Genomic DNA, 23,977 nt, shown 5'->3' with positions numbered 1-23,977 from the left:
AGCCATGCGCAGCTAGAGCATCAGACTGAAAATCATACGCAGTCTGATGATCTAGAGTTTTGTTTTTGCATCGGAATTTTCCGAAAACCGGTTCCCACTTTTCGGTCCGATGCGCTAGTGGGATAGCCCAACTAGCGAGTCGTCGCGTTAAGCAGCTTGCCGAGCTGGATATAGACCTCAACCACTCGAAGTCTGCCTGCGTCGGAGTGCATCGACACTCCTTTGCGCCGCCCCCCCCCCCGTATCAATCATTTGACGACGAACTGCGGCTCCGCCAAGCCTTGGAAGGGAAGTGTCACGGCAAAGATATCGCCACCGATGCAGTCGCGGTTCATCGAGGTGATTAGGGCGGTCTTCAGATCCGGGCCGCCGAAGCAGAGATTGGTGCCGTTGGGCACCGGCACCTTGATTTCCGCGTCGATCCGCCCTTCGGGCGTCATGCGCAGGATGCGGCCGGAATCGCTTGCGGCAATCCAGTAGCAGCCATCGACATCCATCGCCGCGCCATCGGGACGGCCAAGCAAGGTCGCATGATCGGCAAAGAGGCGACCTCCGTATCGCTCCCCGCTTTCCGGGTCGAAATCGTAACAGAGCACATGCGGATGGGCGGGATAGGAATCGGAGACGTACATGCGCCGGCCGTCCGGGCTCCAGGCCAAACCGTTCTGCACCTGAAAGCGGCCGCCGCGCGCTTCGAGGACGCCGTGGCGGGCGATGCTGAACAGCGCGCCGGCCTCGCCCTCCACCCCCGGCTTGCCGGCAATCGAGCCGGCCCAGAAGCGGCCCTGACGGTCGCAGGCGCCGTCATTCATTCGCCAGCCTTCGGGTAAGTCGGGGCCGCCGGCAAAGTCGAACGCCACCTTATCGTCGACGATCGTCATCCGGGCGAAGCCGCGATCCGTGGCGGCGATGAAGCCGCCGCCCTCGGAAAGGGCAAAGGCGCTGAGCTGCACCGGCAAGGCCCAATGCGTCAGGCCCTGGCCGGCGGCATCGATGCGCCAGAGCGTGCGGGCGGGAATATCGGTCCAGTAAAAGCAACCTTCGCCCGCATGCCAGACCGGGCATTCGCCCAGCCGGCAGCCGGGGCTGGCGAGAGCTTCGGCCTGAAAGACCGCATGGGAAGCGGGGCCGGACGACATGAGAATCACGCCCTGACGATGCGGGCTTGGCTCGCCTTGTCGAAGATCAGCAGCTTTTCGCCATCCGGGCGAAGCGCGAAGAGGTCGCCGGTGCGCGCCTGGCTGCGCTGCTTGGAAGAGACCAGCATCTTGCCGGCCGGGCTGTCGCAGATCACCGTCGTGTCCGAACCCGTGCTTTCCACCGCATCGACGGCGCAGACAATGCTGCCGGCTGCACCGGCCGCCACCGTCTCCAGATGCTCCGGCCGGATACCGATCAGCACTTCACGCCCGCTCTCCAGCCTGTAGCCATCCGGCATCGGCAGCACGATCTCGCTGCGGGCCGCATGCAAGGTCTTCGCCTCCGGCCCGACCATGGCGGGTAACATATTGATAGCAGGCGAGCCGATGAAGCCGGCCACGAAGACGCTGTCGGGCCGGTCGTAAAGCTCCAGCGGCGTGCCCACCTGCTCCACGCGGCCATCGCGCAGCACCACGATCTTCTGGCCCATGGTCATGGCTTCCACCTGGTCATGGGTGACATAGACCGAGGTGGTGCCGATGCGGCGATGCAGGTCGCGGATCTCCCCGCGCACCTGAGTGCGCAGTTTCGCATCGAGATTGGAGAGCGGCTCGTCGAAGAGGAAGACAGACGGGTCGCGCACGATCGCCCGGCCCATGGCCACGCGCTGGCGCTGGCCGCCGGAAAGCTCCTTGGGCAGGCGGTCGAGCAGAGCCTCGAGGCCGAGCATCTGCGCCACCTCGTCGGTCTTGCGGCGGATCTCGTCCTTCGGCCGATGCTTCAGGCGCAGGGCGAAGCTCATATTCTCGCGCACGGTCATCTGCGGATAGAGCGCATAGCTCTGGAAGACCATGGCGATGTCGCGCTCCTTGGCGGCAAGCTCGGTCACGTCGCGCCCGCCGATGCGCACCTCGCCGTCGGTGACATCTTCGAGCCCGGCAATGATGCGCAGCAGCGTCGACTTGCCGGAGCCGCTCGGGCCGATCAGCACGCAGAACTCGCCCTCGGCGATCTCCACCGAGACGTTGCGGATCACTTCGACAGCGCCGAAGGACTTGGATACGCCCTTGAGTGATACGGCTCCCATTTCACGTCTCCCTGGTATTGTTTGAGCGGGCTTAGCCCTTGACGGCGCCGGCCATGATGCCGCGATTGAACTGCTTCTGCAGCAGGAGGTAGCAGATGATCGTCGGCGCCATGGCGAGCAGGGTGGCGGCCACGAAGACATTCGGCGTGATCGTCTCATCCACCCGGAGCATGCCGAGCATGACGGGAATGGTGAAGAGCTGCTTGTCGCTGACGACCACCAGTGGCAGGAGATACTGGTCCCAGATCATGATGAAGCCGAAGATGACGACGGTGCCGAGCGCCGGCCGCACCAAGGGCAGCACGACATTGGCGAAGATCTGCCACTCATTGGCGCCGTCGATGCGGGCGGCTTCCTCCAGCTCCTTCGGCACGGCGCGCATGAATTCGGTCAGCATGAAGATCGAGAAGGCCCAGCCGACCACGGGCAGGATCATCGCCGCATAGGTGTTGTAGATCGAGGCGTCGATGACCGGAAAGCGCGCCTGCACCACGAGATAGAGCGGGATGGAGATCACCTCTTCCGGCAGCATCATGGTCGAGAGCACCAGCAGGCTGACGATCGCCGCACCGCGAAAGCGGCGGCGCGCCAGCGCATAGGCCGCAAGCGCGCTGACGGCGACCTGAAGCGCCGTGCCGAGAATGGCGACGACGAGCGAGTTCAGCAGATAGCGCCAGACCTGCATGTCGATCAGCGCCGTCTTGAAATTGGCCAGCGTCGGCTGCACCGGCAGGAGCAACAGCTGGCCCGGCTTGATGACCAACCCGCTCAAGGCCGTGACGATGATGCCCCAAAACGGGCCGACGAAGATCGCCAGAATGATGAGATAGAGCAGGATGCGCGCGGCGCGGACGGCGAAAGATGGTTGCATCGGCCCCTCCTCAGCGGCTCAGCCGCGCCTTGACCAGCGTCTGGATCAAGGTCAGCACGATGGTCGCTGCGAGCAGCAAGAGCGAGACGGCCGAGGCATAGCCATATTCGAGATTCTGGAAGCCGGCCTTGTAGATATGGGTCATGATCGTTTCGGTCGAGCCGGCGGGACCGCCGCCTGTGGTCGCATAGACCTCGGCGAAAACGCGAAAGCCGCGGATGAAGGACAGCATAATGACCACGGAAATCGAGGGAATGATCCCCGGCAGCGTCACATGCCAGAGCATGCGCAGCCGGCTGGCGCCATCGACATTGGCGGCGTCGTAAAGCTCGCGGTTGATGCCGACGAGGCCGGCGACGAAGATCACCATGTCATAGGGCGTGCTTTTCCAGACCTGCATCAGCACCAGCACCCAGAGCGCCTGGCCGGGATCGGTCAGAAACCCCTGCGGCGCGATGCCGAGCTGATCGAGCACGGAATTGACGACGCCATAGGGCGCGGAATTGAACAGGATGCGCCAGATCTCGGCGATAACAGCCGCGCTGGTGATCGCCGGCAGGAAGATGGCGGTGCGGATGATGCGCAGATGCCGCGCCTGGCCTTCCAGCACCAGCGCCAGGAAGAAGGCGAGCGTGGAGGCGGTCAGCGTGGAGACGATGACATAGGTCAGCGTATGGCCGACGGCGGCGCGCAGGTCCGGATCGCTAAAGGCGCGGGCGAAATTGTCGAGCCCGACCCACTGGCTCTCGCCATAGAACTGCACGTCGTAGAAGGCCATGGTGAGGCCGGAGGCCATCGGATAGAATTTGAACCAGGTGAAGATGACCAGCGCCGGGGCGAGGAACAGCCACGGGATCAGCGCGCCTTTCCAGTCGAGCCGGCGGGCCCTCTTACGCTTGGCCCTGGCTGGCTGTTGCGGCACTTCGTCCCCGAGAGACAGGTCGCGCGTTGCGGACATGGATCATCTCACCTCGTAGGGCGCAGGCCGGACGCTTGGTTTCCGCGATCGACCTCTGCCGGGCGCCCGGTCAGTTGAACACAGCATCGGTGCCGCCGGCTTCACGCCCGAGGGAGACCATGCCTGGAAAAGAGACCGCGCGCATCCAGGGACGCGCGCGCCGAGACTTGGCGGATTACTCGGCCAGCGCCTTCTGCTTGCGCAGTTCCTCCGCCATCTGCTGATCGATGGCTTTCAGTTCCGCCGGAATGTCCGAGCTGCAGCTCGCCAGAATCTTGTTGAAGCCTTCGGCCGTCAGCATGCGGATCGGCGTCCAGTTCGGCACCGGCGGCACGTAATGGCCGCTCTTGTCGAAGACCTCCTTGAAGGTCTCCCAGCGTGCATCCTTGCGCACGGCATTGACGTCCACGGCCTTGTTGGTCGGCAGGCGCACCAGCGGCGTATGGCCCGTGCCCTCACCCATGCCGATTTCCTGGCCCTCGGGCGAAATCAGATAGCCGATGAATTTCTCGGCCGCCGTGCGCGCCTTGGTGCCGGTCATGATATAGGCGCTGGTGCCTTCGGCAAGTGCCGCGACCCCGCCCGGACCTGCCGGCGGCGGCAGAACTTCGATCTTGTCCTTGCCGGGCTGCTCGTCGAGAACGGCGATGTGGTAGGGACCGGAGAGAAAGATGCCGGTCTGGCCCGAGCGGAAGGTCGGCAGCGCGTCGCCCGTCGTCGCGTTGATCGCGCCGGGCTGGACCAGCCCTTCGCAGAAGAGCGAGCGCATGAAGCCGAGCGCAGCGGCCACCGGCTTGCTCTCCAGATCCGGCTTGAAGCCGCCCTTCTCCTGCTTGACGAAATTGCCGCCGGCCGCCCAGATGAAATTGCTCATATACCAGCTGGCATAGCCGCGCACTGTCGAGGCCGGCACGCTCAGGCCGAAGGTGTCGGCCTTGCCATTGCCATCGGGATCGTTCTTGGTGAAGGCTTCGGCCAGCTTGTGCAGGTCGTCCCAGGTCTTGGGCTGCGGCAGGCCGAGCTTTTCGCGCCAGTCCTTGCGCACGAAGAGCGCGAAGGCCTGGGCGGAGATCGGCACGGAATAGATCTTGCCATTGGCAGCCTTGGCGCTGTTCCAGGCGGCCGGCACGATCTGGTCGTTGCCCTCGATCTTGCTCGGATCGACCTCTTCGATAATGCCCATCTTCAGCATCTGGCCAAGGGCGATATCGTCGTTGATCACCACATCAGGCAGGTCGCGCGCCGCTGCGGCGCGGGCGAGCCGCTGCTCGAAATCCGTGCCGGTGTTGTAGCTCTCGACCTTGATGCCGGTCTTGGCGGTGAACGCGTCGGTCAGCGTCTTCAGGATCAGCGCCGACTCGTCGGTCTGGCGCGACCAGACTTTCAGCGTTTCGGCCGAAGCCGCGCCGGTTGCCGCCAGAAGCATGGCGCCGGCCAGAAGATGCGTGGTCATCTTTTTGAGCATGTCGTTCCTCCCAATCATGAGCGCGCGATCCCGGCGGGGCTGACGACGCTCGAATCCTCTTGCCCTGCATTCTGATCCGGCATGCCGCCGGATCGGTTTGGCGGGGCTCCTCGTGCGCCCGCCGTGCTTCCTTAAAGCGTGTCGCGATCTCTCAGATTCGCTCCTGGCGCTTTAAGTGCTTGTTTTGTCGCATGCAATCGCGCAAAACAGCTTCACACTTTTGCGCGACATGCTTAGCCTCAAGCCGCCTTGTCGCGGCGATAGGGCGCAATCAAGGCGTCGAGCATGCGCTCTTCCTCGGCGCTGAGATCGACAAGCGGGCTGCGCACCCGGCCGGCGGCAAAGCCCTGCAGGCGCACGCCGGCCTTGACGGCCGAGACCGCATAGCCCTTGCCACGATTGCGGATGGCCATGAACGGATAGAAGAAGCCGTTAAGCAGCCGCTCGCAGGTGGCGCGGTCGCCGCCACGCAGCGCCCCGTAGAATTCGACGGCCAGAGCGGGGACGAAATTGAACACAGCTGAAGAATAGGTGGTGAAACCCGCCGCCAGATAGGCTTCGGCGAAGAGTTCCGCCGTCGGCATGCCGCCGAGATAGGTGAGACGGTCGCCCATGCGCGCGGTGACCTGACGCACCAGGCCGATATCGCCCGTGCCATCCTTGAAGCCGACGAGATTGGGGCACTCATCACACAAGCGCGCGAGCACATCCGGCAGGATGACGCTGTTGTCGCGATTATAGACCATCACCCCGATATCGATCGACTGGCAGACGCGCTTGACATGGGCATAGAGCCCTTCCTGCGGCGCGTCGATCAGATAGTGCGGCAGCAGAAGAATGCCATCGGCGCCGGCCTTCTGCGCCCCTTGTGCGATTTCGATTGCCGTTTCCGTGCCATAGCCGCAGCCCGACACGATCGCCGTGTTTCCGGCAGCCTCCTTGGCGGCGCGGACGATCTCAGGCACTTCCGAAGGCTTCAGCGAGAAGAATTCGCCCGTGCCGCCGGCTGCAAACAGCACCGGCGCATCGAAGCCCGAAAGCCATTCGACATGGGCCTGATAGCTGTCACGCTGAAAGGCGCCCGCGCTGTCGAAATGCGTTACCGGAAAGGACAGCAAGCCCGAACCCAAAGCTTGCTTGATCTCCTGCGGATTCATGCCACCCGTCCTCCGTCTCGTCGTGCAGTGACAGAAGACCTAGCACCGGTCTCGGCAGACTGTCAAGAATTCGTATTATATCCTAGACAAACTTCTCTGATGAGCTTGCCGATAGCGCGAAAGGCTGCCGCGCAGATGCAGCTTCATCGCCGCCCGCGCCGCCGCCTCCTCGCCATTGGAAATCGCCTCGACAATGGCGGCATGCTCGCCATGGATCTGCATCAGGTAGCTCTGCTGCGAGGCCGGATCCTCGCTTTGGTTCAAGGCGGCACGCGGAATCACGCTGCGGCCGACCATTGCAAGAAACTCGGGAAAGCGTGGATTGTTGGTGGCCTCGGCAATGGCGAGATGCAGGGCGAAATCGGCCTCGGCGGTTGGCTCGCCCGCCTCGATCAGCATGAAAAGAGCGCGATGGCGCGCAAGGATCGCCTCCTCCTGCTGCGGCGAGCGACGCTGGGCGGCCAGGGCCGCGGCCTCGATCTCGACCGCTGTGCGCAGCTCCAGAAGCTCTATGACGGAGGAGACACGCTCCCGGTCAACGTTTTGAAACGGCAGGGAAACCGGGGCCGGGGCATCGAGCACGAAGACGCCCGACCCCTGGCGCGGCTCGACCAGGCCATCCGATTTCAGGGCGGCGATGGCTTCGCGGATGACGGTACGGCTGACGGCATAGTCCGCCGTCATCTGCGCCTCGCTCGGCAACCGCGCGCCCGGCTCGAAGGCGCCGGAGCGGATGGCCTCGCGCAGCTTCTCCACTAGCTGGGTTACCAGCGTCGCCTTACCCTTCGGGGTTTCGGATGTCCGCCTCCTGCCGCCGTTCACGCTCACGCTCTGCTCCTTGCACGTCATCTTACCGCCTGTTGCCGCCATGGCGCTGCCGGGGGTCATCTTCAACCCGCAGTGGATCATTCACCACCCGGCGGCGCTGCGCAAGATCTCCCTCCGCAAACTTATATGATGGGTTGTCGCCTATTTTGGCTTTCTGTATGCTCTCCTTGCTCATGCCCACGAACGGGGCTTTTGGCTGGAGATTGACGTGCATCGACTTCTCATTACCGGCGCGGCCGGCGGCATCGGCCGGATCATGCGCCAGAAGCTGGCATCGCTGGCGACCATCGTCAGGCTGTCCGACATCAGCGACCTCGGCGAGGCTGCGCCCCACGAGGAAATCATGCCCTGCGACCTTGCCGACAGCCAGGGCATGCGCGATCTGGTGGACGGCTGCGACGGCATCCTGCATCTGGGCGGCATGGCCGGCGAGGCGCCCTCCTCGCAGATCGTCGGGATCAACATCACCGGCTGCCTCAATCTTTACGAAGCCGCGCGCGCCCATGGCATGCCGCGCATCTTGCTGGCCAGCTCCCAGCACGCCATGGGCTTTTACCGGCAGGACGAGCAGCTCGACGCCACCATGCCGATGCGCCCGGACGGGCTTTACGGCCTGTCCAAATGCTTTTCCGAGCTGACGGCGCAGATGTATTTCGACAAGTTCGGTCAGGAGACCGCCATCGTGCGCATCGGCTCCTGCTTCGAGGCGCCGCGCGACCGGCGGATGCTGGCCACCTGGCTCTCCTATGACGACTTCGCCGCGCTGGTCCGCCGGGTGTTCAAGGTGCCAAGGCTCGGCTGCGCGACCGTCTGGGGCGTTTCGAACAACGATGCCCGCTGGTGGGACAACCGCACCGCCAATTTTCTCGGCTGGCAGCCGAAGGACAATGCCGCCGACCATCGCGACCGGATCGAGGCAACCCAGCCCATGCCGGACCGCACCTCGCGCGCCTCGATCTACCAGGGCGGTCCCTTCGTCGAAAAGCCGATCGTTCACGATCTCTAGACGGATCACGACGCGAATAATTTGTTTGCTTGACGCCCCCTCATCTGCCTGCCGGCATCTTCTCCCCGCTGGGGAGAAGATGCCGAGACGAGGGCCTAACGCCTCAATCGAACGCCGAAAAAGGGATATATCCGGTTTTGCGGCATAGGACGGCGCAGCACGTTTCTTCTCCCCAGCGGGGAGAGATGCCGGCAGGCAGATGAGGGGGAAGCCAAGCCATTCAATGTTTAGGGTCTTTGTCCCCTCATCGAGATCGAACGATGCGCTGGCGCCTCACCGCGTCTTTAAAAGTGCGGCGATATAGCCGTAGCAATAGGCAAAGGCGACCTGCTGCTGGTTGTCACCCGAGAGCGTCGGCGCATGGTCGGGCATGACCATATAGGCGTAATCGGTCTCCCGCAGCACATCGATCACCGCCGCCATATCGATGTCGCCGTCATCGGGGAAGCTTTCGCGGAAGGAGTATCGCTTGCCGACGATGTTGCGGAAATGAATGTTCATCAGCTTGCCGCGCGCGCCGAACCAGCGGGTGATCTCCGGCACCTCGGCGACATCCTCGACCATTTCGCCCAGCGTGCCGATGCAGAAATTCAGGCCGTGAACGGGGCTTTCATGCATCTGGACGAAGCGCTTCATCCCCTCGACTGTTCCGAGAACGCGGTTGACGCCCTTATAGCCCGGCGGGGTCGCGGGATCGTGCGGATGGCAGGCCAGCCGCACCTTGGCCACCTCGGCCACCGGCACGACGCGCGCTAGGAAGTAATCGACCCGCTCCCAGATCGTCTCCTCCGACAGCACGCCGGCCGGGCCTGGCTCGTTCTGGTCGACCAGATCCCACCGGAAGGCCTCGGCCTGATAGCCGCCACGCCCCGGCTCCATCGGCGTGCGGGGAATGCCGATATAGTTGAAATTATAGCGCACGGACGGGATGCCGGCGGCCGCGCAATCCTCGATCAGCCGGCAAATGCCATCGAGCTCGGCATCCCTGTTCGGCCCAGCCAGCAGCACATCGGGGCATGGCGCCTTGTCGACCGAGACCGAATACATCGGCAGCTGCAGCATATCGAGGATCAGGCCGAAGCTCTCCACCTTCTCCCGCAGCCGCTCCAGGGCCGGGCGGGTCCATGAGCGCCAGTTGCCATCCGGATTGGCCGAGACGTGATCGACGCCCAGCTGCTTCATCACGAGATAATCGTCGTCATGCCGTGCCGGAAGCTGCGTTCCCAAATACATTGTTGGTCTCCAACCCACACCTATCATATGAGATATGATATAGGTAGTATGAATTTGGTCAAGATAGGCGTTGGTGCACGGATCTCTGAAAAGATGGATTTCCGTCGTTGATGGTTAGCGCTACACGGCAGCCTTGTTGCAACGGACAGACTTCGGACGTGCGCATCCCAACATGCGATTGAGGACGGCGCAGCCGATGGCGACTTCCGTCTTCTGTGCCGCGAATGAGCGTGCCCGCAGCCGCGTCCGATGATCGATTTGTAACGACCGATCGCGGTCTCGGCCAAAGATCGCGTGCCGTAGCCGGTCGCGCTCTGCCATTTCGTTCGACCATCATTGTTGATCGCCGCAATGTGGCGGTCTCGCTGGCTGGAGAGATCGGCGTCCTGCCGTTCCACCGCATTGGCGCGTGGCGGACTGACCACCGCCGGGTCAGGACTGTGATTGATAACGGCGCCATAGGTCGGATCGCCATCATAGGCACGAGAGCATCGGACCGAAAAGTGGGAACCGGTTTTCGGTCCGATGCTCTAGCCTGAAGCGTCGACGAAGACCTGCTTCGTATTCCGTTCAGTTGATAACCTTGAACTTCATCTTGCCGATACGATGGCGACGGCAGGCGTTGTGTTTGAAAGGCATGTTCAGTCAGCTGAGTTGTTTCAACCCAACCCGACCACGTCACCGCTGATGAATGATCCGTGCACCAACGCTCCCGAGACAGGACCCTCGCCGAAACAATGCCTTGATCAGCAAAGGCCGTTAACACACGACGCTGTTGTAGCGCGCGATGTGTTTGATCCCAAATATTATGTCCGCATCGGATTTTTTCGAGAACCGTTCCTGTGTTTCGGCCCGATGTGCCCAGCGCCTCCTTGGCGCACAGAGGCCCGGCGCGCCCCGTTCGATGGCACGGGCGACAGGAGACGCGTCAGCGCGGCCCTTGCAACAAGGCGCGCGCGACCGACTCGTTCGTGACCAGCCGGTTGACATAGCCGGCGCGCAAAATGGCGCGAATGATGGGGATCTTGCTGCGACCGCCAGACACCAGCATGGAAACGGGCTTGAGCTTCAGCTTGTCCGGCGGCAGCGCAATGATCGACTCGTTAAGGAAGTGATCGACCGGGCGGCCCTGGGCATCGAGAAAGCAGCCCAGAAATTCCCCGACGGCGCCCAGTTTCAACACGGCGTCGAGATGATCCTTGACCACGCGAATATGCGTGAGCGACGTCTCTTCCATGATGGGGCCGCAGGACACCATGCCGATATCGGCAATCTCGGTGCGGGCCAGCACGTCAGTCAATTCGTCATTGAGAAGCAGCGCATTGCGGCTCTCGGGATTGGCGCAATAGATCGGAGCGGCCAGATAGTGGCATTCGACGGCCAGCGCGCGCGCAAAGGTCGTTGCAACCTCGAACGTGTTGGTGCCGGAACCGCGGGTAACCCCGCCCATCAGCCCGACAACCCAGCTTTCCGGCTTCGGCCGAGCGCGCAGCGTGCGCACGGCAAAGCTCAACGTGCGGCCAGAGCCGACACCGACGCCCATGTCATGCTCATGAATGAGTCCGCTGGCCATCGTGCCCGCGGCTTCGCCGATGACGCGCTTCTGCTCGACGAAATCCTCGAGATCGGGAACCACCACCGCCTCGATCAACCGGTAACGGGCGGAGACGGCCTCTGCCAGCTCGACGCAATCGCTGAGCGGCAGCGAAACGCTGACTTTGACATTGCCCGACTCCCGCACGGCGCCAATGATCTTGTTGACCTTCAGCCGCGTGATGTTCATTTCCTGCGCGATTTCCTGCTGGGTCCGTCCGCCGATAAAATAGAGCCAAGCGACGCGGGCCTTCTCCAGTTCTTCGTCATACGGTTCCCAAAGCTCGGCCATTGCATGTTTCCTGCGGTCTGTCGCTGACGATGACTGTGGGATAGGACATAACCGAGCTCGATGCCTTCGGCTAGTTGTCAGCGCCCCGCCAGCCGTGCCTTACGAAACAACGCTCGCAGGATGGGCTGGGACTGGATCGTCCGCAAATCTTGTTGCCTGCGGCGGGATCGTCCGGCAGCCGACACGGCCAGCCCTGGGCTTTTCATGCGCACGCGCTGAAGCGCATCTCCGGCTGTTTCAGGGCGGTCGGTCCAGAATGGTGGACGCTTCACGCCGGGTAAAAGGAATACAACCTGTCCGTCCCTGCAATCGCGTGCAACAAAGGCGACCCGAGCTTTCCAGTCCAACGCCGTTGCGCCAAGACCTCGTTCTGTCCATGCTGGCAGATATGAGCGCGACAGCTGCAGCGCCTTTTTCGCTCGGACTGTGCGGCGCCAGGTGTCCTCGCTCATCCCAATCGGTGGGCAATCAGTGCCGCTGGTCTGTCCGTTCTCCGGCAAGCCGGGCTCTCATGCATCCGGTGGAAAGCGCTGGCGATCAATGGGCTTATACCAAGGCTCGCTGATAGGAACCCATAGGACCGTCTTCCCGTCGTTTCCGGCTCGGAGAGGTCCGAAGAGCGATGCCATCGCATCGGTCGAGGGCGTCGACACCGCCGGAAGCGTCGGGAAGACGGCCGGAGGTGGCACAGGCTTGACCGCTGGCGTTGTTGCATCGCTTGGACGATGCGGCAGCATCGCCCTGCGCACCGCGCCGAGCCAGCGATCAAGCCTGTGCCATCCTATGGGTTCCTATCAGCGAGCCTTGGTATTAAGCCGCGGCGCGCGCGAACTTGCCGGGCGGACATCCGAAACGCTTACGAAATGCCGTGCTGAAGGCGCTGGCCGACTCATAACCGATCTCTTCGGCGATCCGGTCGAGCGTCTTGTCGCCACGCATCAGAGCGTCCTTCGCAATCGCCATGCGCCAGCGCGTCAGATATTCGATTGGCGCGCATCCCAGCACGTCCCCGAACCGGGCCGAGAAGGCAGAGCGCGACCGGCTACGGCACGCGATTTTTGGCCGAGACCGCGATCGGTCGTTACAAATCGATCATCGGACGCGGCTGCGGGCACGCTCATTCGCGGCACAGAAGACGGAAGTCGCCATCGGCTGCGCCGTCCTCAATCGCATGTTGGGATGCGCACGTCCGAAGTCCGTCCGTTGCAACAAGGCGACCGTGTAGCGCCAACCATCAAAGACGGAAATCCATTTTTTTTGAGATCCGTGCACCAACGCCCTGAGCCAGGCGTGAACGACCCGTGATTCACGCCTGGCTGAACGCGGCGACCGCCTTCAGCAACCAGCGCGACAGCTCTAGCGATGATAGTCAAACTGTCAGGCTTGTAACGCAGCCCATTTTCGATAGGGCGGCATCCACCCAGGCCCTGTCGTTCTTGCCCGCGCGGATGGCGTCCATCTGCTTCATCTCGGCGTCGTGCTTTGTGGAGGCGGCGGCGAAAATTGTCTCGGCAGCGTCGATCGGGACGCTAAGAAGGCCATCCGGGTCTTCGCAGATCAGGTCGGCGGGATTGATGACCATTCCGCCAATCGCGATAGGAACATTCAATTCACCGGGCCCATCCTTGTACGGACCACGATGCGTTACGCCGGGCGCGAAGACGGGGGAAGGAACGGAAAACGTCTGGTGTTCACTTCCGCCGGTCATCTATCAGCCCTCCTACAGCGCCGGCGTGCGCCCTGGGCGCCCTCTCGCCTTGTCAGCAACAGCAGGGCAACTGGCTCTCACGACAAGCCCGGCTTCCGCATCCATGATGGCGATGGTTGGGCTCCTGTCCCCGGCGGGGTTTACCCTGGGCCATATCATCTTGATCGTTTTGCCCGCTTCGATCGTGGCGATCCTGATCGGCGCATTCACGATGAACCGCATCGGCAAGGAACTGGAGGACGATCCCGAGTTTCGCCGCAGGTGCGCGCAGGGATTGATCCTGCCACCGCCGAATGCGCTCGGGGATCCTGCAGCGGCCGCGACGAAAGAGGGCAAACGCTCGGCGCTCATCTTTGCGTTCGGGATCGCGGACATCATGGCGTCGGGCTTTACCGGTTGGAAGCCTATCGTGGTCGTCGGAGGGGGCGCGATGCAGCCGCTCGATACGACGCTTTTCATTCAGATGGTGATGCTGGCAACCGCAGCTCTGATTGGGGCCGCCTGTGGCGTGCCGGCGTCCGACATACCGAAAAGCCCTTTGTTACGCCTCGGCCTATCGGCCATTGTGATGCTGTTCGGCGTTGCATGGATGGCAAACACGCTTCTGGCCGCTCACGGTGACCTGATTGAGAAAACCTTGACCGAGGGGGTGCATTAGGCACCTCTGATGTCGGGTGCCGGCCTGTTTGGCGTCGCGGCGATCACCACCAGCCAGTCCAGCGCCACCCTCTCGATCATCCCTGTTGGCCTCGCGATCGGGATCCCGCCGGCAGTCCTCGTCGCGCTTTGGCCGGCGGTCATCGGCGTATTTTTTCTGCCCGCCAACGGATCTCAATCTGCCGCAGTTGAGATTGATCAAACCGGCACACCCGCATCGGCGCCTTTATCGTCAATCACTCGTTGATCTTGCCGGTCTTTCTGCTGACGGCTGTCTCGGTGAGCGTGGGGCTGTTCATCGCGGCAATGATTTTCCCGTAACGTGCATTCGGCTCCTGTTCAGCAGCGCTTTTCCAGTGCTGATGCATCGTCGGCTGTGGCGGTATTGGCGTCCAGAGCGCTTCAACAGCGCTCTGGGTTTATCTTCGTGATCGACGCATTGTCTGCATCGTCCTGGCGCTTGGGAGAAGAATTTGGCCCACTGCCTCTCTCAATGCATGTGTGACGTTGGACCATTACGGTCCGAGATCAAGCAACTACCGGACCTGTTCCAAAGCCAACGTCATGGCGCGCAGGACAACGAAGGTGGAGGCAGCGCCAGGGTCGACATGCCCGAGGGAGCGGGCGCCGAGCTTCGCGGATCGCCCACGTCTTGCTTCCATGGTCGCCGTTGCCTTCATGCCGGCTTCGGCGGCATCGCGGGCGGCCTTGAGCGTATCCAGCGTGGACACGCCGCTCTGCGCGGTGGACAGGGCTGCCGCGGCGGCAGGCACCCAGGCGTCCACCATGGTCTTGTCGCCCGGCTCTGCCCTGCCCCGGTCGCGAATGCCCTGGCAGGCGGCTGCGATCCAGGCTGCCATGGCGCCGGCATCGAGGTTCAGCCGGTTGGCAACGGCGCTGCCGGCGCGCAAGAAGGCTGTCGCATAGAGCGGACCGGATGAAGCGCCCACGGCATCGAGAAAGGCCTTGGCCATGCGCTTGCAGGTGCCGTCGATCGTCTCTTCGGCCGGCGCGTCTTCCATGGCGCTTTGCACCGCTTTCCAGCCGATTTCCATGGTCACGCCGTGATCGCCATCGCCGATGACGCCATCGAGATCGGACAGCCAGTCCTTTTCCGCAATGATCTCCTCACCGACCTTCTTCATCATGGCCCTGAAGATATCCGGCGTCACATCACCTTCCGCCACCAGATCGGCCGTGCTCTCCGCCACGCGCGCGGTATCCGCGGCTTTTTCAGACTTGCGGCTGCGGATCTCGGCGGCTGCACCGTCATGAACGGTCCCGACAGTCAGCGCGAGCGTGCGGCAGGGGTGATCCAGGAGCGCTTGCAGCGTTTGATCGAGTCTCATCAGGGTAATCGAAGCGCCAGCCATTTCCAGCGATGTCGCATACTCGCCCACCCAGGAGGCATGGATGGAAACGCCGAGCGCATCCAGCCTTTGCTTGACCCGGCGGAAAATGAGGTACAGCTCGATCTGCGTGGTGGAGCCCAGACCGTTGACCAGCACGGCGACCCGGCCGCCGCCGGAAAGCGCCAGCTCGTCAATGAGCCGGTCCATCAATTCGTCGGTCACCTCGTCAGCCGCGGCAAGCTTCTGGCGGCGGATACCCGGCTCGCCGTGCAAGCCCATGCCGATTTCCATGTCCTCGTCGCCGATGAAAAAGTTTGCCCGTCCCGTTTGCGGAAGCGAGCAGGCGCTGAGCGCCACGCCCATGGATCGCGTCGCCTCGTTGGCAGCCTTCGCCAAGGCCTCGACGCGGGCGAGCGGCTCTCCGAGATCCGCAGCGGCACCGGCAATCTTGAAGACGAAGAAATCCCCGGCGATCCCGCGCCGTTCCTCCTTTCGTTCGATCGGCGCGGATGCCGCGTCGTCGGCAACGGCGACGTGGCGCACCGCCATGCCCTCGGCGGCCAGTTCCTCGGCCGCCATGGTGAAGTTGAGGACGTCGCCGGTGTAGTTTCCGTAGAGCATGATGACCCCTGCCCCACCGTCGGCCGCGCGTGCGGCATCGGCAATATGGGCGGGCGATGGGGACGCGAAGACATTGCCGACAGCCGCGGCATCCGCCAGACCCCGCCCGACATAGCCGGCGAAGGCTGGCTCATGGCCGGACCCGCCACCGATGACAACACCCACCTTTCCGTCGCGCGGACCGTCGACCGCGACGACGGCGCGGCCGGTCGGACCCTCGACTCTGAGCAGATCAGGGTGAGCGCCGACCATGCCCTCGATCATTTCCGCAATGATGTTCTCAGGGGCGTTAATCAGCTTTTTGGTTTTGGCTTGCTGGGTCATGTGTTCTTCCAAAAGATGGCAGCCATAGGAGAATGAAGCGTCAGGCGAGGTCGCGGCGCAGATAACGGCGGGAAATGGCATCGAAGGAAATAGCGAGCACCACGATGGCGCCGGAAACGATCCCCTGCCAGTAGGGCGACACGCCGAAGAGCACGATGATGTTCTCGATCATGGCGATGATGCCGGCCCCGAAGATGGCGCCAATCGGGCTGCCGACTCCGCCCGTTGTCGCCACGCCGCCGATCACGGAAGCCGCAATCGGTGCAAGCACCCAGGTGTCGCCGATCGACGGCTGGGCCGTGCCGAGGCGGGCCACCATCAAGACGCCCGCCAGGCCCGCCAGCGCGCCGGCGACGACGAAGAGGATCAGCCGGACGCGATCGACCTTGATGCCCAGCATGCGCGCGGCCTGCGGGTTGTTGCCGATGGCGTACATGTACCGTCCGAAGGGTGTCTTCAGCATCACGAAGCCGGCAATGAAGAGCGCTGCGAGCATGATGACGAAGGGCACGGGAATGCCAAGAACATCGCCACGACCCAGGAACTGAACGCTGGTCGGAATGCCGGTGATGGCGACGCCGCGCGTCAGGACGAGATTAGCGCCGCCGAAGATGCCTGCCGTTCCGATGGTCAGAACCAGCGAGTGCAGGCGAAGCATCGTGACGAGAAGGCCATTGATGAGACCGAGAAAAGCACCGAAAGCGATGGCGAGACCCAGCGCAAGCGCGGGATTGAAACCGAGCTGCACCATGAAAACGCCGGCCATCACGCCGCACAATCCGCCATTGACACCCAGCGACAGGTCGAGCTCCCCCAGCACCATCAGCATCGACTGACCAATGGTGACCAGTCCGACAAAGGCCAGTCCACGCGCCAGGACGGTCATGTTGTACGAGGTCAGGAAGTATGGCGAGATCAACGACGACAGAACGAAGATCACGACGAGCACGACGAAGACGCCAGCCAGCGGATTGCGCAGCAGCACAGACAGGTTAGATTGCATCGGCTCTCGCCTCCGTTCCAAAAATGGCGCCGACGAGCGTTTCCGTCTCCGTGGTCGCTGTATCGAATTCGCCGGTTATGTGCCCGGTGTGCATGGTGATGATCCGGCTCGCGCAGCGGCGAAGCTCCGTGATTTCAGAGGAGACCAGGATGACGCCGACGCCGTCCTCCGCCAGCTCTTTCATGATGCGGTAGATTTCGGTCTTCGTGCGGATGTCGATGCCCTTGGTGGGCTCGTCGAAGATCAGAATGCGCGGGCGGGTGGCCATGGCGCGGCCGATGATGGCTTTCTGCTGGTTGCCGCCCGACAGGTTGGAGATCCGCTTGCCCATGCCGGCGGTCTTGATGCCGTAATCCTCGATGATTTTCGTGACCGCCTCACGCTCGCGCCTCTGGCTGATCCCGAGCGGCCCTTGTGTCAGTTCGAAAATCGAGATGCCGATATTCTCGCGCAGGGACAGCATCGGGAAGATGCCGTGATGCTTGCGCTCCTCCGACAGATACAACATACCATTGGCAACGGAGCGCGATGGATCGTTGAGCGGCCAATCCTTGCCGTCGACTGTCACCCGCCCGGCCGAGGCTTTCAGATAGCCGAAGATGGACTGCATGACCTCGGAGCGCCCGGCGCCGACGAGGCCGGCGAAACCCAGAATCTCCCCGCGGCGCAGATCGAAGCTGACATCCTGGAAGCGGGCGCCTGAGAGCCCGCGAACCTCCATGATCGCATCGCCGACCGGCACGCCGGGTCGGAAGTGATCGTCGATTGCGAGGTGACGGCCCGACATGGCGCGGATCAGGTCGGCTTCCGTGATGTCTGCCACGCGGCCGCTCTCGACCTTCTCGCCATTGCGAAGAACGGTGTAGTCGTCGCCGATCTCGAAGACCTCCTCCATCTTGTGGCTGATGAAGACGACGGCGTGATCGCGGTCGAGGAAGTCGCGAATAACACGGAAAACGCGGTCCACCTCGATGCGGGTCAATGCGGAGGTTGGTTCGTCGAGAATAAGAACCTTCATCTCGTTGTTGGTCGATGCGCGCGCAATTTGCAGCAATTGCTGATCCGAAACCGAGATATGCGCGACGAGATCGCTCGGCCGGGCCTCAATGCCGAAACGCTCAAGATAGGTCTGCGCCTCCCTCATCAGCGCTCGACGGTTGAACAGCCGGCCGCCGTGACCTGAGCGGTCGAAGGGCATGAACAGGTTTTCGGCCACCGTCATCTGCGCAAACAGCGTCAGTTCCTGCGGAACATAGGCGACGCTGCGATAGGCGGAGGGATCGACGAGAGGATCGCGTCCGTCGATGCGCACCTCGCCGCGTGTCGGGCGGTCGGCGCCGGTCAGAATTTTGACCAGCGTGGATTTTCCCGCGCCGTTTTCGCCCGCCAGAATATGGGTCCGGCCAAGCTCGATCTTCAGATCGACGTCGTTCAGCGCGACGACGCCGGGGAAGTCTCGGCCAAGCCCGCGGATTTCAAGATAAGCCATGATCTCGTCACTTGCATACCAGGCTGCCGGAAAGCGCGGGCGTCGGCCCGCGCTCGGTTGCTGGATCGGCGGTCTTGAAGCGCGTCGCGATCGTTCGGATCCACGCTTCAAGCCCGTGTCCTGTCGCGGATCGTTGTCGCAAGACCGGTGACCGGTTTGCGCAACATGCGTCAGTTGCCGACGTTTTCTTTGGTCAGGAAGGCATTGCCGGTATCGATGTAGTTGGGGACCGGTGCGCCGGTGGCCTGCGCCCAGAGCATCATGACGGACCAGTAGCCCTGCATTTCCGGCTGCGAGGCGGACGAGCTGTCGGCGACGCCATTGCGGATCATATCCAGCATTTCCGGCATGTTATCGAGGCCCACAAGGGCAACTTTGCCCTGCTTGCCGGCTTCGATGATCGCCTGGCCGATGCCGGTGGGACCGGAAGCGTCGGAGGCCACCCAGCCCTTGAGATCGGGATGGGCCTGCATGATCGCGGCAGCCTGCTGCTGCGCGGTCTGGATGCTGTCGTTGTCGATGCCCTCAGCCACGACCTTGATGCCCGGATTTTCCGCAAAGACCTTGCGGTGGCATTCGGCGCGGATCGAATGGTTCGGCGCGGTGGGCACGCCCATCATGATCGCAACTTCGCCCTTGCCATCCAGAAGCTTGACGAGACGGCGGGCGGCAATCTTGGCCTGCTCGCAGAAGTCAGAGCCGATATAGGTGATGTTCATGCCCTCAGGCGGAACGGAATCGAACAGGACGAGCGGAATCTTCTGCCCCTGGGCTTCTTCCAGCGAGGCGCGGTTGCCGGATGGATCCAGAAGGTCAACAGCAAGGCCGTCGGGGCGCGTGGCAAGCGCGCTGTCGAGGATCTGGTTCTGCTGAACCACATCTGCGGCCTGCGGCGCGGAATAGGTGATCTCGATATTGGCGCCCGTCTGCGCCTTCAAGGCAGCGGCTGCGGCCTTCGCGCCATTGTTCACCTTGTCGAACCAGGGATGCACGACCTTGGGAACGATGACGAAGCGATAGGTGTCCTTCTTGGTCGTTCCGGCCGCGTCTTCTGCCTTTACGGCGATCGGCAGCGCAAATGCAGCGCATGCCAGGAGCATAGCGAGTCTCTTCATGGTGTCCTCCATTTGCGCAGGCGAACCTCCTTCGCCTGCGTCCCAGGGAACACCAGGCCATCCTCTCCGATGACGACCGAGCTGCTCCCATAGGCGATCAATACATATGTATTTTCATTTTTACAATCGTAAAAATGCGAAAGCGGATCGTTTCCGAACGTGAACATGGATGAGGGCCGGATGCGTCCTCCCGGCGCGCGCAGAGCGCGGCCGATCCCTCTCGCCAGCCGTGCGGGCGCACAAAATCCTTCGCTATCGCGCTTAGGCATCGGACTAAAAATACTCCGCAATGCGATGCTCTAGGCTTTTGTTTTTGCTTCCGAAAACCTGAAGCCGATTTTCGGTCCGATGCTCTCGGCGGGCCGATGCGGGTCGGCCCGATCCTTATCGTCACAATGACGTTTCGGCGGTCGCGTCCGCGTCATTGCTCCCGCCAGACCGAGCCCTCTCGGCTGCCGAGATCCAGCTTTCATCCAAGGCAATCCTGGCAGGTCAACCGCAAGAGAAGGCGCGCCGGCAGCATCTTGGGCCTGCCGGACCGGCGCGGTCCATTGCCTTGTCGTACGCGCAAAGGTACTTCTGCCGGCCGCGCGAGATCACGCCAGCGTCTGGCCCGCGCAGGGCACGTCATCCACGACCAACCCCAGAAATTTCAGGCGAAGACGCGACCCTATCGACCGGCGGCCAGCAGCAGCTCCGCCATCGTCAGATCGGTCACCAGATGATCGACGAAACCGCCGCGCAGCGCCGCGCGGGTCGCGTCCAGCTTGAAGGTGCCGCTGACGACGAACAGCCCCTCAATGTCTCGCAGCAGGTCATGATCCGCGCCGATGATGCGCCTGTCCGGATCGCCGAGGACCGGCTGCCCACCCTCATCGATAAAGCGCCCGGCGATGATGCCGACAGCACCCTTGGCGCGGTCGTCGTCAATGTCGTCGACGGTTGCGATCTTGAACTGCACCACATGGGTGTCCGGCGTGCAGGGGCTCAGAGAGAAGATCGACTTGTTGCATTTTCGCAGATTGTTCAGCTGCTCGCTGATGATCGGTTCCGCCTTGAGCGCCGCGGTCAGTTCCGCGCTGAAGCAGACGGCAGCCGCGTTGAAATTGATGCAGTAGCCGTTCAGCCGCCGCGCGATTTCCGTGGTGCAGCTTTCCGAGGTGCTCAACAGCGGGTTGGCGATCGAGCCGAGCAGTTGGCGCACGGTCAGGTTCTCGATTGGCCAATGCGGCACATATTCGGAGACGAAGGAAACGGTCTGCCCCCAGGATACGCCGAGCACATCTCCCTGCTCCAGGAAGTTCGGCAAATGATGGGCGGCAACCTCGCACACCTCACGCCGCCGTCACCTCCACCGTCACATGCGAGAGGCCGGGAAGGGTGGCAAGCCGGGCCTTGTAGCTGGCGGGCGGCTCGGGGGCCGGGCTCGACAGGGCGATGATGGCGGCGTGGTGGCCGGGGCCGACCTGCCAGACATGCAGGTCGGTGATGCGCGCGCCATCGCAGTCCAGACGCCGGCGGATGGCGGCGGGCAGGTCGCCGGCGGTGTCGGCGGTATCGAGCAGCACCAGCGCGCTCTGGCGAATGAGACCGATCGACCAGCGGGCGATGACCACGGCGCCGACGACGCCGATTGCCGGATCCAGCCAGCTCCAGCCATAGACCCGCCCGGCGATGAGCGCGGCAATCGCCAGCACCGAGGTCAGCGCATCGGCCAGAACATGGAGATAGGCCGCTTTGAGATTGCTGTCGCCGCCATGGCCTGCGTGTCCGCCATGACCACCATGATGCCCGCGATGGCCATGGTGACCGCCATGCATCCCTTGGCCAGCGTGAGCGCCATGGTCTGCGTGGCTCCCGTGTCCACCATGGCTGCCGTGGGAGATCTGCGGCGCATGATCGTGCGCCGCGGGGCTGGGGCCATGATCGTCACTATGGGCGTGGCCATGATGGTCGGCGCCGAGCAGCCAGGCCGAGACGAGATTGACGACGAGGCCGAGCGCGGCGACCGCGATCGCCTCGTCATAGGCGATGTCAACGGGCTCGATCAGGCGTAGCGCGCTTTCCCAGGCAATGATCAGCGCGATCAGGCCGAGGATGATGGCGCTGGCGAAGGCTGCGAGATCGCCGACCTTGCCGGTGCCGAAGGTGAAGCGCGGATTGCCGATCTGCCGCCGCGCATAGCGATAGGCGAGCGCGGTGATCAGCATGGCCCCGGCATGGGTGGACATGTGCCAGCCATCGGCCGTCAGCGCCATCGAACCGAGGATCTGGCCGCCGAGGATCTCCGCCACCATCATGGCGGCCGTCAGGCCGATCACCCACCAGACCCGGCGTTCGTTGCGGGCATGGTCGGCCCCGAGGAAGGCATGGTCATGCGCCTGCGGATCACGGCGCCCGGCAGGGCTCGGCCTCTCCCCGGTCACCGAGGGCGACGGTGAAGGGGCGCGCGCCGGATCTGGATGATGGTGCGGATCGCCGGAGGCGGCTCCGCCGGCGGCAACATGCTCGTTCGACATGGACGTCTCCTCGCATCAGCGCATCGGACTGAAAATCATACGCAATCCGATGCTCTCTAGAATTTTGTTGTTGCATCGGATTGCTCCGAAAACCGGCTCCCGCTTTTCGCCCCGATACTCTCGCGGCGTCGCCCGGCCACCGACGCCGATGATGCCTGTCGATCATCAGGGCCGTCGATCCGGGCACCGGCCGGACGTGTCATCGGTCTGTCTGCGGCACCAGGCGCTTGGTTGCGGGGATCGGTGCCGTCATGGTGTCGCTGCATCCGGTCCTGAAATCGATGCCGACCAGCGGTGCACGCTTCTGCCGGAAGGCCACCGGTGGAAAGGCGGGCCGAAAGGCCCCCGGTTACCGCTGGCCCCTCTTCGCTGCATCCGGGTCGGCCTTCGGATCGATCGGGCGGGCAGGCGGCCGGTTCAGCGCATATAGGTCTTCAGGATCGCCGCCAGTTCCTCGGCCGCCGCCTGGCGCTCGGCCTCGTCGCGGGCATGAAGCACATGTTCGTGCAGATGCTGCTCCAGAAGTTCGCCATTCAGCCCGTTCAGCGCGCCGCGGATCGAGGCAAGCAATTGCAGCACCTGGCCGCAGCCGGCCTCCGCCTCCAGCGCGCGCTCCACCGCCTCCACCTGACCCTTGAGCCGGCGCACGCGGGCCACGAGCTTGTCCTTGCTGCGGATCGTATGCGACATCGATGCCCTCCCGATAGAATAGGGGGGTACCCTATATTCGACAGCCTGTCGAGCGCCATCGCGCCTAGGCGTTCGCCGGCTGACCTGACCGACGGCAAACCGACAGGAAGAGCCCGCCGAAAAGCCGCTTGACAAGGCCGCGGCCACGCAGCATGGTCGCCGCCATGATCACGCGCCCGACCCATATTGCCTGGTATTTTACGCTGCTCCCATAGGTGCGGCTCGTTTGATCATGATCTCAACAAGCCGCCGCAAGGCGGCTTTTGTTTGAGAAGAACGGCCCTTGCGGCGGATCCAGCCAGACACCGGATCCCACAAGCCTTCAAGGAGCCTCCCCCATGCCTTCCCATCTTGCCCCTACCGTGTTCATGCCGGCCCAGCGCGCCGCCAATGATGACGCGCCCATGCGGGCGCCGCTCGTGCGCATCCGTGCGGCGCAGGCGACCGATCTCCCGGCGCTGAGCGACATGATCGGCGAGCTCGCCGCCTTCCATGGCGATGCCTGCGCGATGAGCGCCGAGATCCTGGAGCGCGACCTCTTCGGCGCCGCGCCCTGGATTACCGCCATCGTCGCAGAAGCGGAAGGACGGCTGATCGGCTATGCCCTTCTGGTGCCGCTCTACCGCGCGCAGGAGGGCCGGCGCGGCATGGACCTGCACCATCTCTTCGTGCGCGCGGCCCATCGCGGCACCGGCATCGGCCGGCATCTGGTGGAAGCCGCGCGCGAACAGGCCCGGCGGCGCGGCTGCAGCTTCCTTTCGGTCAGCGCGACGACAGGCAATGTCCAGGCGCATCGTTTCTATGAATCGGAAGATTTCCTTCCCCGTCCCGTGACAGGAATGCGCTATATCCAGCCTCTCGTTTAGGAA

Annotated in this window: 22 protein-coding genes and 3 pseudogenes; 5 read left to right on the top strand and 20 right to left on the bottom strand. The window is 63.3% G+C overall.

Annotated elements, in window-relative coordinates; all coding sequences use genetic code 11:
* Window positions 1-248: 248 nt before the first annotated feature.
* The 8 genes from BJF92_RS03675 to BJF92_RS03640 all read right to left on the bottom strand — a co-directional run bounded on the left by BJF92_RS03675 (window position 249) and on the right by BJF92_RS03640 (window position 7,720).
* On the bottom strand, window positions 249-1,139 hold the full coding sequence (locus BJF92_RS03675) for an SMP-30/gluconolactonase/LRE family protein (RefSeq protein ID WP_078057825.1): 891 nt from the start codon (window positions 1,137-1,139) through the stop codon (window positions 249-251).
* A gap of 5 nt (window positions 1,140-1,144) precedes the next feature.
* Entirely contained in the window at window positions 1,145-2,227 is a 1,083-nt protein-coding gene (locus tag BJF92_RS03670; protein WP_075633415.1) for an ABC transporter ATP-binding protein, read from the bottom strand.
* Window positions 2,228-2,258: 31 nt separating this feature from the next.
* Window positions 2,259-3,098, bottom strand: coding sequence for a carbohydrate ABC transporter permease (locus tag BJF92_RS03665; protein WP_075633414.1), 840 nt, complete (start codon window positions 3,096-3,098; stop codon window positions 2,259-2,261).
* Between the two features lie 10 nt (window positions 3,099-3,108).
* A complete protein-coding gene (locus BJF92_RS03660; RefSeq protein ID WP_078057824.1) occupies window positions 3,109-4,056 on the bottom strand; it encodes a carbohydrate ABC transporter permease in 948 nt (315 codons plus the stop codon).
* A gap of 175 nt (window positions 4,057-4,231) precedes the next feature.
* Window positions 4,232-5,521: an ABC transporter substrate-binding protein gene (locus BJF92_RS03655; RefSeq protein ID WP_198931518.1), complete on the bottom strand. Its 1,290-nt coding sequence runs from the start codon at window positions 5,519-5,521 to the stop codon at window positions 4,232-4,234.
* Between the two features lie 239 nt (window positions 5,522-5,760).
* Entirely contained in the window at window positions 5,761-6,678 is a 918-nt protein-coding gene (kdgD, locus tag BJF92_RS03650) for a 5-dehydro-4-deoxyglucarate dehydratase (protein ID WP_075633412.1), read from the bottom strand.
* Window positions 6,679-6,753: 75 nt separating this feature from the next.
* Window positions 6,754-7,527 carry a FadR/GntR family transcriptional regulator gene (locus BJF92_RS03645; RefSeq protein ID WP_078057823.1) on the bottom strand — a complete coding sequence of 258 codons (774 nt, stop codon included), beginning with the start codon at window positions 7,525-7,527 and terminating at the stop codon, window positions 6,754-6,756.
* 1 nt (window position 7,528) lies between these two features.
* Window positions 7,529-7,720 (bottom strand): hypothetical protein, encoded by a 192-nt coding sequence (locus BJF92_RS03640; RefSeq protein ID WP_075633411.1) that lies wholly within the window; start codon window positions 7,718-7,720, stop codon window positions 7,529-7,531.
* Here BJF92_RS03640 and BJF92_RS03635 point away from each other — a divergent pair.
* On the top strand, window positions 7,715-8,512 hold the full coding sequence (locus BJF92_RS03635; RefSeq protein WP_075633410.1) for an NAD-dependent epimerase/dehydratase family protein: 798 nt from the start codon (window positions 7,715-7,717) through the stop codon (window positions 8,510-8,512). The two genes, BJF92_RS03640 and BJF92_RS03635, sit on opposite strands and share 6 nt — an antisense overlap.
* Before the next feature lie 273 nt (window positions 8,513-8,785).
* On the opposite strand, the gene BJF92_RS03630 is transcribed toward BJF92_RS03635, so the two are convergent.
* The 4 genes and pseudogenes from BJF92_RS03630 to BJF92_RS03615 all read right to left on the bottom strand — a co-directional run.
* Entirely contained in the window at window positions 8,786-9,745 is a 960-nt protein-coding gene (locus tag BJF92_RS03630; RefSeq protein WP_075633409.1) for a mannonate dehydratase, read from the bottom strand.
* A gap of 120 nt (window positions 9,746-9,865) precedes the next feature.
* Window positions 9,866-10,227 (bottom strand): annotated as a pseudogene (locus BJF92_RS03625) (transposase); the annotation flags it as partial.
* A gap of 446 nt (window positions 10,228-10,673) precedes the next feature.
* Window positions 10,674-11,630 (bottom strand): sugar-binding transcriptional regulator, encoded by a 957-nt coding sequence (locus BJF92_RS03620; RefSeq protein WP_075633408.1) that lies wholly within the window; start codon window positions 11,628-11,630, stop codon window positions 10,674-10,676.
* An 810-nt stretch (window positions 11,631-12,440) separates the two neighbouring features.
* Window positions 12,441-12,668: pseudogene (locus BJF92_RS03615) on the bottom strand (helix-turn-helix transcriptional regulator); the annotation flags it as partial.
* On the opposite strand from BJF92_RS03615, the pseudogene BJF92_RS03610 reads away from it, so the two are divergent.
* A pseudogene (locus BJF92_RS03610) lies at window positions 12,659-12,855 on the top strand (IS5/IS1182 family transposase); the annotation flags it as partial. The pseudogenes BJF92_RS03615 and BJF92_RS03610 overlap by 10 nt on opposite strands.
* A gap of 144 nt (window positions 12,856-12,999) precedes the next feature.
* Here BJF92_RS03610 and BJF92_RS24925 read toward each other — a convergent pair.
* Window positions 13,000-13,338, bottom strand: a complete 339-nt coding sequence (locus tag BJF92_RS24925) for an RraA family protein (protein ID WP_143523881.1) — start codon at window positions 13,336-13,338, stop codon at window positions 13,000-13,002.
* On the opposite strand from BJF92_RS24925, the gene BJF92_RS03600 reads away from it, so the two are divergent.
* Both BJF92_RS03600 and BJF92_RS24920 read left to right on the top strand, forming a co-directional pair.
* Window positions 13,256-13,996: an anaerobic C4-dicarboxylate transporter family protein gene (locus tag BJF92_RS03600; RefSeq protein WP_158032181.1), complete on the top strand. Its 741-nt coding sequence runs from the start codon at window positions 13,256-13,258 to the stop codon at window positions 13,994-13,996. The two genes, BJF92_RS24925 and BJF92_RS03600, sit on opposite strands and share 83 nt — an antisense overlap.
* A gap of 9 nt (window positions 13,997-14,005) precedes the next feature.
* The gene (locus BJF92_RS24920) at window positions 14,006-14,242 is read left to right on the top strand and encodes a hypothetical protein (RefSeq protein WP_143523879.1); all 237 of its coding nucleotides are present in this window, start codon (window positions 14,006-14,008) and stop codon (window positions 14,240-14,242) included.
* A gap of 289 nt (window positions 14,243-14,531) precedes the next feature.
* Here the strand turns inward: BJF92_RS24920 and dhaL are convergent, their stop codons facing one another.
* The 7 genes from dhaL to dmeR all read right to left on the bottom strand — a co-directional run bounded on the left by dhaL (window position 14,532) and on the right by dmeR (window position 23,108).
* Window positions 14,532-16,292, bottom strand: coding sequence for a dihydroxyacetone kinase subunit DhaL (gene dhaL / locus BJF92_RS03595; protein WP_075633407.1), 1,761 nt, complete (start codon window positions 16,290-16,292; stop codon window positions 14,532-14,534).
* Window positions 16,293-16,332: 40 nt separating this feature from the next.
* Window positions 16,333-17,295, bottom strand: coding sequence for an ABC transporter permease (locus BJF92_RS03590; RefSeq protein ID WP_075633406.1), 963 nt, complete (start codon window positions 17,293-17,295; stop codon window positions 16,333-16,335).
* On the bottom strand, window positions 17,285-18,784 hold the full coding sequence (locus BJF92_RS03585) for a sugar ABC transporter ATP-binding protein (RefSeq protein ID WP_075633405.1): 1,500 nt from the start codon (window positions 18,782-18,784) through the stop codon (window positions 17,285-17,287). The genes BJF92_RS03590 and BJF92_RS03585 overlap by 11 nt, the downstream gene beginning before the upstream one ends.
* A 170-nt stretch (window positions 18,785-18,954) precedes the next feature.
* A complete protein-coding gene (locus tag BJF92_RS03580; RefSeq protein WP_075633463.1) occupies window positions 18,955-19,899 on the bottom strand; it encodes a substrate-binding domain-containing protein in 945 nt (314 codons plus the stop codon).
* Window positions 19,900-20,569: 670 nt separating this feature from the next.
* Complete coding sequence (locus BJF92_RS03575) at window positions 20,570-21,232, bottom strand: sugar-binding transcriptional regulator (RefSeq protein WP_078057821.1); 663 nt, start codon at window positions 21,230-21,232, stop codon at window positions 20,570-20,572.
* A gap of 1 nt (window position 21,233) precedes the next feature.
* Window positions 21,234-22,418: a CDF family Co(II)/Ni(II) efflux transporter DmeF gene (gene dmeF, locus BJF92_RS03570; RefSeq protein ID WP_078057820.1), complete on the bottom strand. Its 1,185-nt coding sequence runs from the start codon at window positions 22,416-22,418 to the stop codon at window positions 21,234-21,236.
* Between the two features lie 417 nt (window positions 22,419-22,835).
* A complete protein-coding gene (gene dmeR / locus BJF92_RS03565) occupies window positions 22,836-23,108 on the bottom strand; it encodes a Ni(II)/Co(II)-sensing transcriptional repressor DmeR (protein ID WP_075633404.1) in 273 nt (90 codons plus the stop codon).
* A 368-nt stretch (window positions 23,109-23,476) separates the two neighbouring features.
* Between dmeR and BJF92_RS03560 the strand changes: the two genes are divergently transcribed.
* Complete coding sequence (locus BJF92_RS03560) at window positions 23,477-23,974, top strand: GNAT family N-acetyltransferase (RefSeq protein WP_075633461.1); 498 nt, start codon at window positions 23,477-23,479, stop codon at window positions 23,972-23,974.
* The last annotated feature ends 3 nt before the right edge of the window (window positions 23,975-23,977 follow it).

The organism is Xaviernesmea rhizosphaerae (genome assembly GCF_001938945.1).
In the GTDB taxonomy this organism is placed as follows: domain Bacteria; phylum Pseudomonadota; class Alphaproteobacteria; order Rhizobiales; family Rhizobiaceae; genus Xaviernesmea; species Xaviernesmea rhizosphaerae.
Note: the sequence above shows the minus strand (reverse complement) of the source record. Positions and strands in the feature narration are given on the sequence as shown.

What these genes read in the sequence shown, in the direction of transcription:
- BJF92_RS03675 (WP_078057825.1), bottom strand. Translation starts at nt 1,139, where the DNA reads ATGTCGTCCGGCCCCGCTTCCCATGCGGTCTTTCAGGCCGAAGCTCTC.
- BJF92_RS03670 (WP_075633415.1), bottom strand. Translation starts at nt 2,227, where the DNA reads ATGGGAGCCGTATCACTCAAGGGCGTATCCAAGTCCTTCGGCGCTGTC.
- BJF92_RS03665 (WP_075633414.1), bottom strand. Translation starts at nt 3,098, where the DNA reads ATGCAACCATCTTTCGCCGTCCGCGCCGCGCGCATCCTGCTCTATCTC.
- BJF92_RS03660 (WP_078057824.1), bottom strand. Translation starts at nt 4,056, where the DNA reads ATGTCCGCAACGCGCGACCTGTCTCTCGGGGACGAAGTGCCGCAACAG.
- BJF92_RS03655 (WP_198931518.1), bottom strand. Translation starts at nt 5,521, where the DNA reads ATGCTCAAAAAGATGACCACGCATCTTCTGGCCGGCGCCATGCTTCTG.
- kdgD (WP_075633412.1), bottom strand. Translation starts at nt 6,678, where the DNA reads ATGAATCCGCAGGAGATCAAGCAAGCTTTGGGTTCGGGCTTGCTGTCC.
- BJF92_RS03645 (WP_078057823.1), bottom strand. Translation starts at nt 7,527, where the DNA reads ATGACGTGCAAGGAGCAGAGCGTGAGCGTGAACGGCGGCAGGAGGCGG.
- BJF92_RS03640 (WP_075633411.1), bottom strand. Translation starts at nt 7,720, where the DNA reads ATGCACGTCAATCTCCAGCCAAAAGCCCCGTTCGTGGGCATGAGCAAG.
- BJF92_RS03630 (WP_075633409.1), bottom strand. Translation starts at nt 9,745, where the DNA reads ATGTATTTGGGAACGCAGCTTCCGGCACGGCATGACGACGATTATCTC.
- BJF92_RS03620 (WP_075633408.1), bottom strand. Translation starts at nt 11,630, where the DNA reads ATGGCCGAGCTTTGGGAACCGTATGACGAAGAACTGGAGAAGGCCCGC.
- BJF92_RS24925 (WP_143523881.1), bottom strand. Translation starts at nt 13,338, where the DNA reads ATGACCGGCGGAAGTGAACACCAGACGTTTTCCGTTCCTTCCCCCGTC.
- BJF92_RS24920 (WP_143523879.1), top strand. Translation starts at nt 14,006, where the DNA reads ATGTCGGGTGCCGGCCTGTTTGGCGTCGCGGCGATCACCACCAGCCAG.
- dhaL (WP_075633407.1), bottom strand. Translation starts at nt 16,292, where the DNA reads ATGACCCAGCAAGCCAAAACCAAAAAGCTGATTAACGCCCCTGAGAAC.
- BJF92_RS03590 (WP_075633406.1), bottom strand. Translation starts at nt 17,295, where the DNA reads ATGCAATCTAACCTGTCTGTGCTGCTGCGCAATCCGCTGGCTGGCGTC.
- BJF92_RS03585 (WP_075633405.1), bottom strand. Translation starts at nt 18,784, where the DNA reads ATGGCTTATCTTGAAATCCGCGGGCTTGGCCGAGACTTCCCCGGCGTC.
- BJF92_RS03580 (WP_075633463.1), bottom strand. Translation starts at nt 19,899, where the DNA reads ATGAAGAGACTCGCTATGCTCCTGGCATGCGCTGCATTTGCGCTGCCG.
- dmeF (WP_078057820.1), bottom strand. Translation starts at nt 22,418, where the DNA reads ATGTCGAACGAGCATGTTGCCGCCGGCGGAGCCGCCTCCGGCGATCCG.
- dmeR (WP_075633404.1), bottom strand. Translation starts at nt 23,108, where the DNA reads ATGTCGCATACGATCCGCAGCAAGGACAAGCTCGTGGCCCGCGTGCGC.
- BJF92_RS03560 (WP_075633461.1), top strand. Translation starts at nt 23,477, where the DNA reads ATGCCGGCCCAGCGCGCCGCCAATGATGACGCGCCCATGCGGGCGCCG.